This is a genomic window from Arcobacter defluvii (assembly GCF_013201725.1).
Lineage (GTDB): Bacteria > Campylobacterota > Campylobacteria > Campylobacterales > Arcobacteraceae > Aliarcobacter > Aliarcobacter defluvii.
Genome location: NZ_CP053835.1, coordinates 155,879 through 171,844, shown reverse-complemented (window position 1 = coordinate 171,844; position 15,966 = coordinate 155,879). Strand labels below are relative to the sequence as shown.

Sequence of the window (15,966 nt, the reverse complement as noted above, 5' to 3'; positions counted from 1 at the left end):
TAAAAGTACTAATTAGTAATATATTATAAAAAAATAAGGAATAAAAAAATGAAATTTTTAAAATTAGGATTAGCCTCTGTTATCGCTTCAAGTGCTCTTTTTGCAGGTACATATAATGTTGATGTAAGTCATTCAAATGTTGGATTTAAAGTAAAACATATGATGATTTCAAATGTTATTGGTAAATTTAATAAATTTAATGGAACATTCGAATATGATGAAAAAACAAAAACATTAAAATCACTTGTTGGTGAAATTGATGTAAATTCAATCAATACTGAAAATGAAAAAAGAGATGCTCATTTAAAAAGTGCTGAATTCTTTTCTGCAAATGAATTTAATAACATCAAATTTGTTTTATCAAAAGTTGATGGTGATAAAGCTTATGGTAAATTAACTATGAGAGGTGTTACAAAAGATGTTACATTAGATTTAGAAAATAATGGAACAGTAAAAGATCCATGGGGGAATACAAGAGTTGGTTTAGGATTAAGTGGTAAAATTAATAGAATGGATTATGGTTTAAAATACAATACTGTATTAGAAGCTGGTGGTGTTGCAGTTGATGAAATTGTAAAACTTGATATTCAATTAGAGGGAATTTTAGCTAAATAATTTAGCTAAAATTATAAAATTATGTATCCTACACTATTTATTTCACACGGAGCACCAAATATAATTTTAAGTGACTCAAAATCAAAAAAGAATTTTCAGAAATTAGGAAAGAATTTAAAAGTACCAAAATATATAATAATCATTTCAGCTCACTATGTTACAAATGATTTAAGAATTATAAGTCCTGAAGCAAATAAAATTATGTATGATTTTTATGGATTTGAAGATGAATTATATAAAGTAGTTTATGAAATAAATAGTGATAAAAATTTAACTAATAATCTCATCAACACTTTAAAAAAAGAGAATATTGATATTTCAATTGATGAGAGTAGAATTAGTTATGACCATGGAGTTTGGAATGTTTTAGCTTTATTATATGAAAAACTAAATATTCCTGTACTTCAATTAAGTATTCCTTATTCTTATTCACCATCACAGTTAATAAATTTAGGTGAAAAACTAAAAGCTTTTAAAGATGAAGCGATGATTATTTGTAGTGGTGGAGTTACACATAATCTTGGAGATATGAGTTATAATTTAACTTCTAAAAACTATGCGAAAGAATTTAGTGATAAAATTAAAAATATTATAGAAAATGGCAATGAAGATGGATTATTAAATATTACTTCTGACATAAATTTTCGTAAAAACCATCCTTCAAATGAGCATTTTTTACCCCTTTTTATAGCTTTTGGAAATGCAAATAATAAAAAAGGTAAATCAGTAAATAGTGAAATGCAATATTCAAACATTTCAATGGAAAGTTTCATTTTTGATGAAAATAAAGAAAATTTAAAGGATTTAAGATGGTATTAATTTTTGTAGCAAGTTTAAATGAAAATATGAATCTTGCGAATATGATAAAAGATAAATTTGAAAATAAAAATATAAATTCAAAAATAATAAACTTAGTTGATTTAAATCTACCAATGTATGATACTTTTAAAGAACAAAATGATGGTATTCCAAAAGTTGCACTTGATTTAGCAAAACAAATGGAAAAAGCAACTGCTTATGTTTTTGTTTCACCAGAATATAACTATGGAGTACCACCTGTTTTAGTAAATATGATTGCTTGGATTTCAAGAATCGGAGATAATTTTAGGGCGCTATTCAGTATGAAAAAGATTCAACTTGCAACTCATTCTGGAAGTAATGGACAAGATTTATTAAATGATTTAAGAAGTCAATTTACAAGACTTGGTGCTATTGTAATGCCAAGAGAAATAATTACAACTTATGAAAGAAAATGTCAAGAAGATAGTTTAGAAAGAATCTTAGAACAATTTGAAACTCTAATTAAGGAGTAAATTATGTTAAGAAAATTACCAAAAGAAAAGATGGGAACATCAAATCTTGGTTGGTTAGAAAGCCGTTTTCATTTTAGTTTTGCAGAATATAGAAATCCGAACAATATAAACTTTGGAGTTTTAAGAGTTTTAAATGATGATATAGTTCATCCAAAAAGTGGATTTGACACGCATCCTCATTCTAATATGGAAATTATTTCTTATGTTATAAATGGTGAGATAACTCACAAAGATTCTATGGGAAATAGTGAAACTTTAAAAAGAGGTGAAGTTCAATATCTAAGTGCAGGAGATGGTATTTATCATAGTGAACACAATCTTCATGAAAGCCAAGATTTAAGACTTTTACAAATTTGGATTATTCCTCCCAAAGCTGGATTACCTAGACTTTATGGTTCACATAGATTTAAAGAAGATGAAAGAACTAATAAGTTATTAAATATCGTATCATCACAAAAAGGTGATAGTAAAATTAAAATCTATCAAGATATAAATATTTATGTAAGTGAATTTGATAAAGAGTTTGATTTTGATATAAAAAAAGATAGACAAGTCTATTTTGTACAAATTGAAGGAAGTTCAAATATAAATGGTGTTACTTTAGAAAATGGTGATGCAATGGAAATTGTAGATATTGATAAATTAAATATTAAACCTCTTTCAAAAAGCCATATTTTATTTATAGATATGCAAAAGAAATAATTATATAAATAAAATTAAACTATACTACCAATTATAAAATTTGTATAGGTTAAGAAATTATGGCAATAAAAGTACTTTTAAATGGTGCAGGAAGAATTGGTAAAGCTGTTTTAAAACAGTTACTAGATTATAAAGATTTTGAAATAGTTATAATAAATGATATAAATCCATATATTGAAAATATAGTTTATTCAATAAACTACGATTCAACATATGGAAAACTTGATAATAAATTTGAAATAGTTGAAAATAATTATATTCAAAATTCACAATCTAAAATAAAAATCACACACTTTAACTCTTTAGATAAAAGTGATTTAACAAATATTGATATTATTATTGATTCAAGTGGTAAAAAAGAAGATATTAATCTTCTAAATCAACTTCCAGTAAGTGCTGTATTTTTAACTCATCCAAATAAACAAGCTGATATAAATGTGATTTTAGGTGCAAATGAAAAAAAACTTAATCCATCAATTCATAAAATCATATCAACAAGTTCATGTAATGCAACAGCCCTACTTCCAGCACTTAAACTGATTGATGAAACAAAAGAAATTATCTGTGGAGATATTGTAACAATTCATCCACTGCTTAATCATCAAAGAGTTCTTGATGGAAGTTTTGTTGGAAGTGCGACAAGAGATGTTGAGTGTAATTTTGAGTTTGGTCGTTCTTCTACTCAAAATATTATTCCTAATAAAACAACAACAATAACAGCTTGTTCTTATGTTTTAGAAAAATTCAATCAAGACCTCATCTCATCTAACTCTCTGAGAGTTCCAACAGATACAGTTGGAGCAATAAATGTAACTTTATTTACAAAACAAACCTCAACTAAAGATGAAATAATTGAACTATTTAAAAATTATGAAAAAGCTCAAAAATTTCCAATAGTTTTAAACAATATTGAACCTTTAGTTTCAAGTGATTTTAAAAAAGAAAAATTTACAACTATTGTTGATTTTAGATATTTAGAAGTAAAAAATAATATGATAAAACTTCTACTTTGGTATGACAATGAGTGGGGTTATGCTTCAAAAGTAGTTGAAATTCTGAAATATTATACAAAAATAAAAAAAGGGTGAGTTTTTATACTCACCTTTTTTATTTATCTAAATTTACTTAATTAGATAAACTCTACACCTTTTGCACCCTCAGCAATATGTCCAATAACATATCCATCAGTGTTAGCTAAAATTGCATCAACATTTGCTGGGTTTACAACTAAAACCATTCCTACACCCATATTAAATGTTCTATACATCTCTTCTAGTTCTACATGTTGTCCCATAAATTCAAAGATTGGTAAAACTTTGATTTTACTTCTATCAACTACAGCTTTAAAATTATCTGGTAAAACTCTTGGTAAGTTTTCAGTAATTCCACCACCAGTAATATGAGCTAAAGCATTGATTTTATCTTTATTAGCTTTGAACTCTTTCACATAAATTCTTGTTGGTTCTAATAAAACATCTTTTAGTAGTTTACCTTGGAAATCATCATTTAAAGACATTCCTAATTTTTCTAAAAGAAGTTTTCTAACAAGTGAGAATCCATTTGAATGAACACCAGAAGATGGTAAAGCAATTAAAGTATCTCCAACTGCGATTTTATCAATTCTATTTAATTCATCTTTTTCAGCAATTCCAACACAAAAACCAGCTAAATCGAAATCACCTTCTTTATACATTCCTGGCATTTCAGCAGTTTCACCACCAACTAATGCACACTCACTTCTAATACAACCTTCTGCAATTCCTTTTACAACTTGTGTTGCTTCTTCAACTTCAAGTTTTGCAGTTGCATAATAATCTAGGAAAAATAATGGTTCTCCAAAGTTACATAATAAATCATTTGTACACATAGCAACTAAGTCAATACCTACTGTATCAAATTTTTTTGAGTCAATTGCAAGTTTTAACTTTGTTCCAACCCCATCAGTTCCTGAAAGTAATACGGGTTTTTTATATCCACTTGGTAATTCAAATGCACCTGCAAAAGAACCTATTCCACCAAGAACTCCTGGAATCATTGTTGATTTTACATAAGGTTTGATATTTTCTACAAACTGATTTCCAGCATCAATATCAACTCCAGCATCTTTGTAACTAACTGTTGCCATTATTCACCTTTTTTCTTATTCTATTTTCTAATCTACGATTACTTTAAAAAATTTTTGGTATTATAGCAAAATGTTTATAAATATTAAGGACTATATATAATGAAAGATAATAATGCATTTAATGAAATGATGGTACATATACCATTATGTACTCATAAAGAAGCTTCAAATGTTCTAATTATTGGAACAACTAATGAAGATATGAAAGCACAAGCTGCTAAACATAGTAAAACTTCAAATATTGAATTTGGCGATGCCTCTTTTTTAACATCAAAAAATGAAAAAAACATTGATGTAATAATTTTAACAGATGTAAAAATTGATGAATTATTGCTAGCAAATATTGAAAGAATTTTAAAAGATGATGGTTTAATTGCTTTTGCTTCAAAAGCATTTTCAAAAGATGAAGAACAACTGTTTGATGATTTGAAATTAGTTGGATCAAAATTCTGGATTGCTATGCCATTTAGATTTGGACACAATACTTCAATAATTGCTTCAAAAAAATATCATCCAACTGCTGATTTAAATCTTCAAAGAGCAGATTTACTTGATGATTTAGATTACTATTCAGCAGAGATTCACAATGCTTCATTTGTATTTCCAGCACATGAGTTTAGAGCTTTAACTGGTATTGCTAAAAGATAAAAATTCTCCTATTTAATATAAATAAATCATTTTTATAGTATAATTAATACTATGAGTAATGATTTATTTAAAAACGCTATCGCTTTAACAGGCGGAATTTCAACTGGTAAAAGTACTGTTTGCAACCTATTTAAGCTTCATGGTTTTCTAACTATTGATGCTGATAAAATAGCTCATAAACTCTTAGATGAGAACTCTGATAAGATTATTGAGATGTTTGGAAAACAGTATGTAGAAAATGGAAAAGTTTTAAGAAAAGAACTTGGAAAAATCATTTTTTCAAATGAAAAAAACAAATTAAAACTTGAAGCTCTACTTCATCCTTTGATTAAAAAAGAGATAATCAAAGAATCAAAAATTTTTGAAGAGCAAAATAAACCATATTTTGTAGATATTCCGCTATTTTTTGAAAAAATGCATTATCCAATTTCTAAATCTTTAGTTATTTACACTCCAAAAGAGCTACAAATCCAAAGACTTATGAAACGAGATAATATAGATGAAAATGAAGCAAAACTAAAAATCTCAAATCAAATGGATATTGAAGAGAAAAAAAGACTTGCTGATATGGTAATTGATAATTCAAAAGATTTAAAACATTTACAAGATGAAGTAGAACGAATCATCGGAGAAATTATATGACATATACAAAATATAGTGCGAGTGGAAATGATTTTATCATTTGTCACTCATTTGTTGAAAAAGATTATTCAACTGATGCGATTAGATTATGTAATCGAACAGAAGGAATTGGTGCAGATGGATTTGTTGTATTAGTTCCAACTAATGAAGCAGATTTTAAATGGCTATTTTATAATAGTGATGGAAGTGATGCAGCTATGTGTGGAAATGCAACAAGAGCTTGTGCACATTATGCTTTTACAAATGGATTAATCAATTCTAATGAAACAAAATTTTTAACAGGAGCTGGTTTAATAAAATCAACTATTGAAAATGAGATAGTTGAAACACAACTTACTGCTCCAAAAGTTATCAATGAAGAATTTATTGAAGAAGGTTTTACTTGGTATTTAGTTGATACGGGAGTTCCTCATTTAGTAACTATTGTTGATGATTTAAATTTATATGAACACAATTTATGCGCAAAAATGAGATATAAACATAATGCAAATGTAAATTTTGCAAAAATTGAAGATGGAATTATAAAAGTTAGAACCTATGAACGTGGTGTTGAAGGAGAAACTTTAGCATGTGGAACAGGAATGGCTGCATGTTTTTTGAGAGCAAACACTCTTAAATTAGTAAATGATACTGCTTTTGTTTATCCAAAAAGCAATGAACAATTAACTCTTTCAATTAAAGATGGTACTATTTATTTTAAAGGTGCTGTAAAAAAAGTTTTCACAACTAATATTTAACAAGAGGCCTATGTATTTATTAAAATTTTTAATCAATAACTCAAAGAAACTTTTACTAACATTTTGTTTAGTTGCTTCTATGCAAAGTCATTGTTTAGCGAAAGGTTTACCAAAAGAGTATTATGAAATTGACGATGTCAATAAAGCAAAAGAGTATTTCTTCGAACATTTATATCAATTGGTCAAGAAAGAAAATGAGATTATTTTACAAGATAGAGAATTTATAAAAAACGTTTTAACATCAAATATTTTACACATTGATTTTGATTCTTCAACTTTCTCAAAACTTCTTGAAATTAAACAAAAATATAAAATAAAAAATATTTTCACTCTACAAGAGTATCTAAAAAAAGTAGATGTGATTCCACCTTCTCTTGCTTTATCACAAGCTGTAATAGAGAGTGGTTGGGGTAAAAGTAGATTTATAAAAGAAGCAAATAATATTTTTGGACATTGGACTTACGACCCTAGATTTGGAATGATTCCTAAACAAAGAAAATTAGGAGCTTCTCATTTTGTAAGAGTTTTTGAAAGTTTACAAGAGTCTGTAAGTGCTTATATGCTAAATCTAAATAGAAATTTTGCATATAAAGCCTTTCAAGAAAAAAGATTTGAACAAAGAAAAAATAAAAAACGTCCAGATGGGCTATTACTTTCACAAACAATGTTAAATTATTCTGGTATTGCACAAGAGTATTTAAAAATATTAAAGGATATAATCCTCGTTAACAATTTACAAAACTTTGATAAACAATTTTATCAATCATAATCTAAATTAAGGACAAAAATGAAATTTCCAGCACCATTAAAATCTGACTCTATAAAAATTATGCTTCTTGGAAGTGGAGAACTTGGAAAAGAAGTTGTTATTGAAGCTCAAAGATTAGGAATAGAAACAATTGCTATTGATAGTTACAACAATGCTCCAGCTCAACTTGTGGCAAACAAATCATATACAATCAATATGAAAGATAAAAATCAACTTCTTGATATTATAAGAAGAGAAAAACCAACTTATATCTTGCCAGAGGTTGAAGCTATAAATATTCAAGCTTTATTTGATGCTGAAAAAGAGGGATTTCATGTAATTCCAAATGCTGATGCAGTTAATAAAACTATGAATAGAAAAAACATCAGAGAATTTGCAGCAGAGCAACTAAAACTTCCAACAAGTAAATATAAATTTGTAACAACTTTTGAAGCTTTAAAAGAAGCTGCAAATGTTATTGGATTTCCTTGTGTTATTAAACCTGTTATGAGTTCTTCAGGTCATGGTCAAAGTGTTGCAAGAAGTGAAAATGATTTAGAAAAGTCATGGGAAATGGCAAAAGAAGCAAGAGGTGATGCTAGTGAATTAATCGTTGAAGAGTTTATCACTTTTGATTATGAAATTACAATGTTAACAGTTAGAAATGGTAAAGATACAGTATTTTGTGAACCAATTGGACATATTCAAAAAGATGGAGATTATATCTTCTCATGGCAACCAATGAATATGAGTGAAATTGCAGTTAAAAAATCACAAGAAATTGCAAAAACAATTACTGATGGTCTTGGGGGAAGAGGAATTTTTGGAGTTGAACTATTTGTAAAAGGTGATGATGTTTATTTTTCTGAAGTAAGTCCAAGACCACATGATACTGGAATGGTTACTATGATTACTCAAAGTGCTAGCGAATTTGCACTTCATGTAAGAGCAGTTTTAGGTTTACCAGTTGATTTTATAAATTATGGTTGTGGAGCAAGTGCTGCTTATAAAGCAAGTGGTGATAGCTTCAATCCTCAAATTGATATTTTCGATTCTTCATTTACAAAAGATTCTATTATTAGAGTATTTGGAAAACCACAAAGTCATGTAGGAAGAAGAATGGCTGTTGCTTTAACTTTTGACAAAGACAGCAGTGACAAAGCTTTACAAAAAGCAAAAGAGATTATTGGAAATTTCAAAGATAACTAAAAGGGATAATCCTTTTGTTATCGTACTGTATTTTTTAAAACTTGAGTTACAGTATATTGCATACCTTCGTTGTCAATTACTGTAATATCAAATTTTGCATTTATTAGATTTGAAAGATTTTTAGCTTCTAAAATATATTTATTATCAACATCTGATAGAAACAAATTATAAATATTTCTTACTTCAAAACCATTATTTTTTACTACTATTTGGAAAGTATTTTTATTTAAAGTTATATTTACATCTATTTGTTTTTGTATCTTTCCTTTTTTTAACTCTTTTTTTACAACATCCATAGAAGATTGTTCAATTAAAGCTGATAATATATTTTCCAAATAAGCTTTATTAAGATAAATTGATTTATTTAAATTTGTTTCACAACTATACTCAACAAAAATCTTATATTTTATTCCTGCATAAACATAATTATCAACTCGTCTTTTATGTAGTTCAAGTAAATTATTAAAACTATTTAGATTTATTACTTTTTCATTCAACATCCCTAACGTAGTTATTTGTTCTGCAAATTTTTTTACTTCTTCAAATTGTAAAGCATAAGAATCAATAATTTCAAAAATAATAGTACTATTAATTAAATCTTCAACACCTAATCTATTGATATATTTATCAAATATATTTGTATCAAACATATCAATAAAATATTTTAGATTGAATATTTTATTTTTTAAATTTATCAGCTCTTTTATCTCATTTAGACATTTTTTCTTATTTTCACCTTTTATTCCAAAAGTTTCTAAATCCAAAGCTAATATTTCTAAAAAATTTTTATCATCAAAAATAAAATTTACTAACTCAACTTTATCGAATTGATGATATTTTGCCAATAACTTTTTCATTTCTTCTTTTAAAATGCCAATAATTTCATCTATACATAAACTTATTTCCAAAATAGATGTTTGAATATTTTCATGATTTTCATTGAATATTTGTCTATTTAATCTAGTTTTTCCACCATTTTCACTAGAAAATATCTCTTCTATATTAAAAAACTTGTTATATTTTGCTTTTAATATAAAAACTTCATTTGATATTTTTTCAATGTTTTTTGAAATTTCTGATTTATAATCGTATAGATTTTCCAATTTTATTTCCTATTTACAATTACTTGTAGCACTTACAGTTCCATCACTTACTTGCACCCAGTTACTCTCTTTTGATACATCCATCACATCACCTGAGATTTTTTTATAAATTGTATTTATTTGTACCCAATCTTTATCTTTTTTATTAATCGTAAATTGATCATTTATTTTTAAAACTCTTAAGATTTTAGCATTTAAATCATTTTCATTTCTTACATTTAAGTTATATTTTTTTACTGTGTATAAACAATTTGAAAGTTCTTCTTTTGTTAATTTAGTCTCTGTTTGCACATTTTCAAAAGCTTTTTTTATAGTAGGTTTTTCTTGTTCATTTTCTATTTTTTTATTTTTATTATTCTCAGTAGTTTTATTTTCTTCTTTTTTTTCTGTTTTCTTTAAATCACTTACTGATATACCATAATTACTTAAATAAATAGTGTATCCATACTCTTCATCAAGTTTTTTATACAACTCTACACTTTTTGTTCTTGTATTAATATCGATTATTTTATGCCCTAAAATATTATCACCTTCTACATATCTTCCTTCTATATTTGCACTTAATTCTGATTTTTGATTGTTTTGTTTATTTGAATTTGCTTCGTCACTCAACTCTAAAACAACATAATCTTTTCCATTAAAAGAGTACATACTTTTAATTCTCAAATCTTTTAATTTTTTAGTTCTTGTAAAATCTGTTGTTAGTCTTGCCATTTCATTTTGATGAGTAAATACATTTTTTTCATAATCTTCTTGGGATAATTTTGGTTCCTCTTTTATAATAGTTTGAGGTTGATTTACTGGATTTTGATTTGGCATATTTTCTTTATTTTTGATTGTATTAACCTGTTCTTCTAAATAATCTTTTTCAAGTCCTGTAATTGCTTTAAAAAACTCTTTAGATTGTTGATCTAAAACATCCAACTTATCAATATTTTGCATATTTTGTTCTTCTGCATAAAGACTAAATGCTGTAAATAACCCCAATAAAATTATACTTATTCTCTTCATATTTTCCCTTTTAAATTTTTATTTAAATATAAACTCATAATTAAATCCACCTATATATGTAGGATATTTTATAAAAAATGGTTTTTTTGAATCATTTGTTGTCCATTCATCTGATGTCATGTTTGTAAGATAATTATCTCCACCTTCTGCTACTAAAAAATCTCTATCTAAATCATACAAATTTGTATTAAATACAGGTATCATAAAAGTATTACCATCTGCATAGCCAGAACGATAAAAAGATTGTATTCCCCAACAATACATTTGATTATATATATCTATTCCACACATTCCATTATCATCTTCAATTACTTTTATTTTTTTCCATTGAATTTTTGATATTGAATCCTTAAATATAGGATTTGATTCATTTTCACTTGTATAATAGTCTCCCTTTAATTTATTCTTACTATTTATCCATACTATTCCGTTAGAAGTAAAATCAACTGATATAAGTTCACTATCATTATCTTTATCGTATTGACTATCATAATTTGTTTTTATTAGTTCTTCAACTGATTCAACTTTTACCTCTTTTCCCCATGCTTGACTTATTTTATAATACTTTTCATCTTCACCTTTTGCAACAAAAGCATTTAAGCCTCCTTGAATAGAAGCAAATACAATATCTGAATCAACTTTTAAAGGACTACATAGATTTACTGTCGTATTATTTATTTTTTGCTTACAACTGTAATTATAATAATTATCTAATCCCCAAAGATATACATTTCCATTATTAGATAATGCAGCCATTTTTCTATATCCAATTGTCAATAAATAAGTTATATCTTTAAATAATACTTTTGTATTATTTTCTGTTACACTTATTTCTGTAGGATTATTTTTATTATTATATGATTTTCCTCCATCACCTGCAAAACCTGCAAAATCATAACCCCATCGATAAATTCTTCCATTTTGATAATTTCCATTTGCATCAACATCAGTATTAGCTAAAATCAACCAAATTTGATTATTTGCAAATATTTTTGTTGCTTTTTTATCAGCTGTTCCATCAAAATATTTACTTCTATAAAACATCTCTTTGGGATTACTTTGATTATTTGTGTCTAGTTGTGTGTACATTGAAGTTGTGCTATCTGCAGTCACTCCACCACAATACAATTCACCTTTTGTAGAAATACCACAAGTTCCATGATAAACTGTGCTAAAAAAATCTATAAATTTAGGTCTTAGTGGTGAAGAAAAATAATTCTGATTATCTAAACTTGTATTATATGTCTTTACTTTTGCTCTTACAAGTCCTGTAATTACAGGGAAATTTTTATAGGAACCTGCTAATCCATTACCTTGTGTAAATTTTTCTATATCTATACCTGTAATTTTATTTGCATTATTTCCCCACGTATAGATATCTCCATTTATTATCATTCCACCTGCACGTCTTGTAAATTGAATTATTGTTTTTCCTATATCTCTTGTTATCTGTTTAACTTTTACTGCATTTGATGAACCTATCATAATATATTCATCTGCTGTATTTGAAGTTGCATTTTTATGTAATACTGTCATTCCAGCAAAAGAGACATCACTTACCAAATTTTTATACTCTGTATTAACTGTTCCATCATCATTTAATAAAGTCACACTTTCATCAAGAAGTAATTCATTATCAAATGAAAATTTATATTTTCCTGAAGCATCATACCAATGTAAAACACCTTTTGAATCTAAAAAATATTTATCTTTTGCATCTTCTTTAGTTGTAGTAATTTTTGATTTATTTGAATAAATAAATTTCTCTTTAGATGATAATAAGATTCCAACTTCATCATTATTATCTTTATCATCTTTTTTTATTTTTAATGGAGCTTTTGTATAGGTTCTATACTTATTTGAATAGTAATAATCATATAAATTTGATTTTAAATTCATATCCTCTGGCAATGAACTTTCTATTTTATTATCTTCTATTAAACTAATTATTTTACCAAATGGATTTATTGTACTAAATCCCTTTGGTAAATAATTATCTATTAATAAACTAGATATATTAGTTGGATTTTCACCTTTTTCTAAAATATATTTTTTATAGGCAATTGCAATTTCTTCTTCTTTTTGCACAAGTTTTTTAATTTTTGTTAAAGTCAAAGTATCTACATTATTATCTGCATTTAATACACTTATAAAAAGGAATAAAAGGAAAAATGATTTTAAATTAAATCTCATTTTATTTCCTTCGCTTTTGAAATATAATTTACAAAATATAAAGAGTCATCTTTATCACTTTTTTTAATCTCTCCTAAATATGATAAAATTCCCTCCGCTGCTTTTAATCCATTTTCACTTTCAGTATGTATTCTTGCTACTATTATATATCTATCAATACACATTTTTTTGGCATCTATATAATTTAATTGATAATCAACTAAAGACATTCTCTTAAATATCTCTTTTACTTTTGGTTCTAATTCCTCTTTTGTTATATAACTCTTTTCTAAATTTTGAATTCTTTTTTTTGCTTCATTTACTTTTGTTTTCAAAGAGTTTGTTTCTTCTCTTTTAACTTGAAGTTCGTTTGTTAGTTTTTCTTTTTCATAATAGCTTTTATAATAATTCATTGCTCTAAAAGTTATGTATAAAGCTGAGTATATAACTAATGTTGATATAACTATTTTACTAATATTTAATATAAGTTTATTACTAAGACTAATCATTTAACTACCTCATTTTTACTTATACAATCAGTTAAATCTTTATATTTTTTTTGATTATCATTCAATAATATTTGTTGCCTTTTTGCTAACTGTGTTTCTATTTTCAACTCTCGATTTAAATTTTCTAAAGGCTCAATATAAAATACTTTATCTGTTATTGTTTTTAATCCAAAAAATATTATCCAAAAGCTAGCACCTAACAATAAAGACATATAAACCAATTTTGTTATATGTGATTTTGTAGTATCTAACTCTTTTAAAGGTTTTACTAGCTCTTCCATCTCTCCCAATGATTTTGCAACAACTTCTTGTTTTTCATTTTTTGTATTTTGTTTCAAAATATTTTCTATTGCACATTTATATTTTGAATTAATTACATAATAGATATTTTCTATTGCTCCACCACTTGAAAGCATTGCAATATGTTTTGTAATCAAAATCGATTTAATCATATCATCTGTAATAAAATTTTGGTTTATTTTTGCAGAATAAACTGTTTTATGATTAAATAAAATTACATATTCTCCATCAGCAATATGGATTAGAAATTGATTTTTCCCTAAATATTTTCTTGATAATAGATTTAAAGAGTATATTTCATCATTAGTATATTTAGATAAATAAACACTATATTTCTTAAAAGATTGATATGTGAACATATTTTGAGAAATATCAAATTCATCATTTATATAAAAAAATTCACTATCTTCTTTTGTTGCAAAATCAGTAATTACTAATCGTACCATACTTCTTCTCCTCTGATGATAGCTACTGCATCCTCTTTTGTTATTAGTCCCTCATTATATTGAGCCATTGCAGCTTTTTCTACTGTCATATATTCTGCTGGATTATCAAAATCTCCACCATGTCCAAGTTTAAATCTAATAACCTCAGCAATTGGTACCCTATCTTTAAATCCAGTATTATTACACTCATCACAACCAACTTTTTTATAACCACCTTCACCATCTGGTTCTTTACAATAACTACAAAGTTTTCTAACTAATCTTTGAGACACTATTCCTCTTAAGTTATCTATAATATCCCCTTCATTAATTCCAAGAGAACTTGTCATCCTTGAAACTGTTGCAGGAGCAGAGTTAGTATGCATAGTTGAGAATACCAACTGACCTAAGTTAGAAGCATTAACAAGTTGAGATGCCGTTTGAGGTTCTCTTGTTTCTCCAATAAGTATAATATTTGAATCTTGTCTTAAAATATCAACTACGGCTTCTGGATAACCATATTTGAACTCTTCACTTGCACTTGCAAACTCAGATAAATCAATTTGGAAAAATGATTCATCCACATACTCAACTGGATCTTCAATAGTTATAACATATTGTTGTTGTTTTGCTAATTGTTGTAAAAGTGCATACATCAAGTGAGTTTTTCCTGAACCAACTTGTCCTGTGATTAATATCATTCCATTTGCATATTTTGTTAAGTTTGATAAAATATCAACTGTTTCTTGTGGATAATTTAATCCTCTTAGATTATGAGAAACAACTCCACGTCCACCAATCATCCTCATAACTAAAGAAAAATTTAATTTTGAGTTTATAAGCCCAAGTCTAAATTTGATATTTTTTTTACCATATTCATAATTTATAACACCATTAATTGATTCATAATCAGAATCTTCTTGATCTGCCATGGTTACCAATCTTCTTTTTACTGTTTTTGCAATAGTAATTGGCATTGTTCCCATATCAACTTTTATACCATCTATTCTAAACCATAAAGATGCATATCTACTTGTTTTTTGTATGTGAATATCAGAAGCTCCAAGTAAAATAGCTTGCCCCATCATTTTGTCAAAATATTTATTTATCTCTTCGTCATTTTCAGTATCACTATTTGAACTAAAAATAATCTCTCTATCTTCTCCAAATACTGAAGATAAAACGCCCTCACCTAAAACTACGATTTTTGTAAAATAAAACTTACTTAAAATTTCAAAATCAAGATTTACAACATCTCTAATACCTAAAACTTTATTTTTATTCTTTTTATCTTCCAATGTAATAATATACATTGTTGTACAAAATTCAAGTTTTTTTTCATCTAATTGAAAAGAAGTATCTTGATAATATTTTGATAACTCATTATAAGTTGCATAATACTCATAACCCAAAGTTCTTACAAATTGTTCATATTTTTCTTCATTTGCAATTAAATCTCCATATCCACCTTTTAGGTGAAATTTATCTTTTATCATATCTTCAATTACATTTGATAAGTGAGTATCTGGGTCGTCACTTTTACCTATAAAATCATAAATTGATTTTTTTTGTTTTTCAAAAAAACTTTTAAAATTTATCTCGTTTAGAAAATCTTTTTTATTAGCTTTTTTCTTTTTATCTTTTTTCATAAAACTAAAGTTTGGTACATTTTTTAAAGTAGTTACTATTTTTTTTATCATATCTTCT

Annotated in this window: 17 protein-coding genes; 10 read left to right on the top strand and 7 right to left on the bottom strand. The window is 26.2% G+C overall.

The annotated features are described in order from the left end of the window. The first annotated feature begins 48 nt into the window (after positions 1-48). Genes ADFLV_RS00955 through ADFLV_RS00935 form a run of 5 tightly spaced genes read left to right on the top strand, consistent with a single transcriptional unit; the run spans position 49 to position 3,718 of the window. A complete protein-coding gene (locus ADFLV_RS00955; protein ID WP_014472912.1) occupies positions 49-615 on the top strand; it encodes a YceI family protein in 567 nt (188 codons plus the stop codon). A gap of 21 nt (positions 616-636) precedes the next feature. Then, complete coding sequence (locus ADFLV_RS00950) at positions 637-1,434, top strand: DODA-type extradiol aromatic ring-opening family dioxygenase (protein WP_129011734.1); 798 nt, start codon at positions 637-639, stop codon at positions 1,432-1,434. Further along, positions 1,425-1,928 carry an NADPH-dependent FMN reductase gene (locus ADFLV_RS00945; protein ID WP_129011733.1) on the top strand — a complete coding sequence of 168 codons (504 nt, stop codon included), beginning with the start codon at positions 1,425-1,427 and terminating at the stop codon, positions 1,926-1,928. The genes ADFLV_RS00950 and ADFLV_RS00945 overlap by 10 nt, the downstream gene beginning before the upstream one ends. Before the next feature lie 3 nt (positions 1,929-1,931). After that, positions 1,932-2,630 carry a pirin family protein gene (locus ADFLV_RS00940; protein ID WP_129011732.1) on the top strand — a complete coding sequence of 233 codons (699 nt, stop codon included), beginning with the start codon at positions 1,932-1,934 and terminating at the stop codon, positions 2,628-2,630. Positions 2,631-2,689: 59 nt separating this feature from the next. Next, entirely contained in the window at positions 2,690-3,718 is a 1,029-nt protein-coding gene (locus ADFLV_RS00935) for a glyceraldehyde 3-phosphate dehydrogenase NAD-binding domain-containing protein (protein WP_129011731.1), read from the top strand. Between the two features lie 41 nt (positions 3,719-3,759). Here ADFLV_RS00935 and purM read toward each other — a convergent pair whose 3' ends face one another. After that, on the bottom strand, positions 3,760-4,755 hold the full coding sequence (purM, locus tag ADFLV_RS00930) for a phosphoribosylformylglycinamidine cyclo-ligase (protein ID WP_129011730.1): 996 nt from the start codon (positions 4,753-4,755) through the stop codon (positions 3,760-3,762). A gap of 99 nt (positions 4,756-4,854) precedes the next feature. Between purM and ADFLV_RS00925 the strand changes: the two genes are divergently transcribed. Genes ADFLV_RS00925 through purT form a run of 5 tightly spaced genes read left to right on the top strand, consistent with a single transcriptional unit; the run spans position 4,855 to position 8,739 of the window. After that, a complete protein-coding gene (locus ADFLV_RS00925) occupies positions 4,855-5,403 on the top strand; it encodes a spermine/spermidine synthase domain-containing protein (protein WP_129011729.1) in 549 nt (182 codons plus the stop codon). A gap of 51 nt (positions 5,404-5,454) precedes the next feature. Continuing rightward, a complete protein-coding gene (gene coaE / locus ADFLV_RS00920; protein ID WP_129011728.1) occupies positions 5,455-6,045 on the top strand; it encodes a dephospho-CoA kinase in 591 nt (196 codons plus the stop codon). Beyond that, positions 6,042-6,782 carry a diaminopimelate epimerase gene (gene dapF / locus ADFLV_RS00915; RefSeq protein ID WP_129011727.1) on the top strand — a complete coding sequence of 247 codons (741 nt, stop codon included), beginning with the start codon at positions 6,042-6,044 and terminating at the stop codon, positions 6,780-6,782. Before coaE ends, dapF begins: the two co-directional genes overlap by 4 nt. Positions 6,783-6,792: 10 nt before the next feature. Continuing rightward, a complete protein-coding gene (locus ADFLV_RS00910; protein ID WP_129011726.1) occupies positions 6,793-7,551 on the top strand; it encodes a glucosaminidase domain-containing protein in 759 nt (252 codons plus the stop codon). Positions 7,552-7,569: 18 nt separating this feature from the next. Then, positions 7,570-8,739 carry a formate-dependent phosphoribosylglycinamide formyltransferase gene (gene purT / locus ADFLV_RS00905; RefSeq protein WP_129011725.1) on the top strand — a complete coding sequence of 390 codons (1,170 nt, stop codon included), beginning with the start codon at positions 7,570-7,572 and terminating at the stop codon, positions 8,737-8,739. 17 nt (positions 8,740-8,756) lie between these two features. On the opposite strand, the gene ADFLV_RS00900 is transcribed toward purT, so the two are convergent. The 6 genes from ADFLV_RS00900 to ADFLV_RS00875 are packed head-to-tail and all read right to left on the bottom strand — an operon-like array spanning position 8,757 to position 15,959. Continuing rightward, a complete protein-coding gene (locus ADFLV_RS00900; RefSeq protein WP_014472901.1) occupies positions 8,757-9,842 on the bottom strand; it encodes a hypothetical protein in 1,086 nt (361 codons plus the stop codon). A gap of 9 nt (positions 9,843-9,851) precedes the next feature. Beyond that, positions 9,852-10,853 (bottom strand): SH3 domain-containing protein, encoded by a 1,002-nt coding sequence (locus ADFLV_RS00895; RefSeq protein WP_129011724.1) that lies wholly within the window; start codon positions 10,851-10,853, stop codon positions 9,852-9,854. A gap of 18 nt (positions 10,854-10,871) precedes the next feature. Continuing rightward, on the bottom strand, positions 10,872-13,046 hold the full coding sequence (locus ADFLV_RS00890; protein WP_129011722.1) for an RCC1 domain-containing protein: 2,175 nt from the start codon (positions 13,044-13,046) through the stop codon (positions 10,872-10,874). After that, positions 13,043-13,534 carry a hypothetical protein gene (locus tag ADFLV_RS00885; RefSeq protein WP_041654611.1) on the bottom strand — a complete coding sequence of 164 codons (492 nt, stop codon included), beginning with the start codon at positions 13,532-13,534 and terminating at the stop codon, positions 13,043-13,045. Before ADFLV_RS00885 ends, ADFLV_RS00890 begins: the two co-directional genes overlap by 4 nt. Beyond that, positions 13,531-14,280, bottom strand: coding sequence for a hypothetical protein (locus ADFLV_RS00880; RefSeq protein ID WP_129011721.1), 750 nt, complete (start codon positions 14,278-14,280; stop codon positions 13,531-13,533). Before ADFLV_RS00880 ends, ADFLV_RS00885 begins: the two co-directional genes overlap by 4 nt. Then, positions 14,268-15,959 carry a GspE/PulE family protein gene (locus ADFLV_RS00875; protein ID WP_014472896.1) on the bottom strand — a complete coding sequence of 564 codons (1,692 nt, stop codon included), beginning with the start codon at positions 15,957-15,959 and terminating at the stop codon, positions 14,268-14,270. Before ADFLV_RS00875 ends, ADFLV_RS00880 begins: the two co-directional genes overlap by 13 nt. Positions 15,960-15,966: the final 7 nt, after the last annotated feature.

What these genes read in the sequence shown, in the direction of transcription:
- ADFLV_RS00945 (WP_129011733.1), top strand. Translation starts at nt 1,425, where the DNA reads ATGGTATTAATTTTTGTAGCAAGTTTAAATGAAAATATGAATCTTGCG.
- ADFLV_RS00885 (WP_041654611.1), bottom strand. Translation starts at nt 13,534, where the DNA reads ATGATTAGTCTTAGTAATAAACTTATATTAAATATTAGTAAAATAGTT.
- ADFLV_RS00910 (WP_129011726.1), top strand. Translation starts at nt 6,793, where the DNA reads ATGTATTTATTAAAATTTTTAATCAATAACTCAAAGAAACTTTTACTA.
- purT (WP_129011725.1), top strand. Translation starts at nt 7,570, where the DNA reads ATGAAATTTCCAGCACCATTAAAATCTGACTCTATAAAAATTATGCTT.
- ADFLV_RS00895 (WP_129011724.1), bottom strand. Translation starts at nt 10,853, where the DNA reads ATGAAGAGAATAAGTATAATTTTATTGGGGTTATTTACAGCATTTAGT.
- purM (WP_129011730.1), bottom strand. Translation starts at nt 4,755, where the DNA reads ATGGCAACAGTTAGTTACAAAGATGCTGGAGTTGATATTGATGCTGGA.
- ADFLV_RS00935 (WP_129011731.1), top strand. Translation starts at nt 2,690, where the DNA reads ATGGCAATAAAAGTACTTTTAAATGGTGCAGGAAGAATTGGTAAAGCT.
- dapF (WP_129011727.1), top strand. Translation starts at nt 6,042, where the DNA reads ATGACATATACAAAATATAGTGCGAGTGGAAATGATTTTATCATTTGT.
- ADFLV_RS00890 (WP_129011722.1), bottom strand. Translation starts at nt 13,046, where the DNA reads ATGAGATTTAATTTAAAATCATTTTTCCTTTTATTCCTTTTTATAAGT.
- coaE (WP_129011728.1), top strand. Translation starts at nt 5,455, where the DNA reads ATGAGTAATGATTTATTTAAAAACGCTATCGCTTTAACAGGCGGAATT.
- ADFLV_RS00925 (WP_129011729.1), top strand. Translation starts at nt 4,855, where the DNA reads ATGAAAGATAATAATGCATTTAATGAAATGATGGTACATATACCATTA.
- ADFLV_RS00955 (WP_014472912.1), top strand. Translation starts at nt 49, where the DNA reads ATGAAATTTTTAAAATTAGGATTAGCCTCTGTTATCGCTTCAAGTGCT.
- ADFLV_RS00940 (WP_129011732.1), top strand. Translation starts at nt 1,932, where the DNA reads ATGTTAAGAAAATTACCAAAAGAAAAGATGGGAACATCAAATCTTGGT.
- ADFLV_RS00875 (WP_014472896.1), bottom strand. Translation starts at nt 15,959, where the DNA reads ATGATAAAAAAAATAGTAACTACTTTAAAAAATGTACCAAACTTTAGT.
- ADFLV_RS00950 (WP_129011734.1), top strand. Translation starts at nt 637, where the DNA reads ATGTATCCTACACTATTTATTTCACACGGAGCACCAAATATAATTTTA.
- ADFLV_RS00880 (WP_129011721.1), bottom strand. Translation starts at nt 14,280, where the DNA reads ATGGTACGATTAGTAATTACTGATTTTGCAACAAAAGAAGATAGTGAA.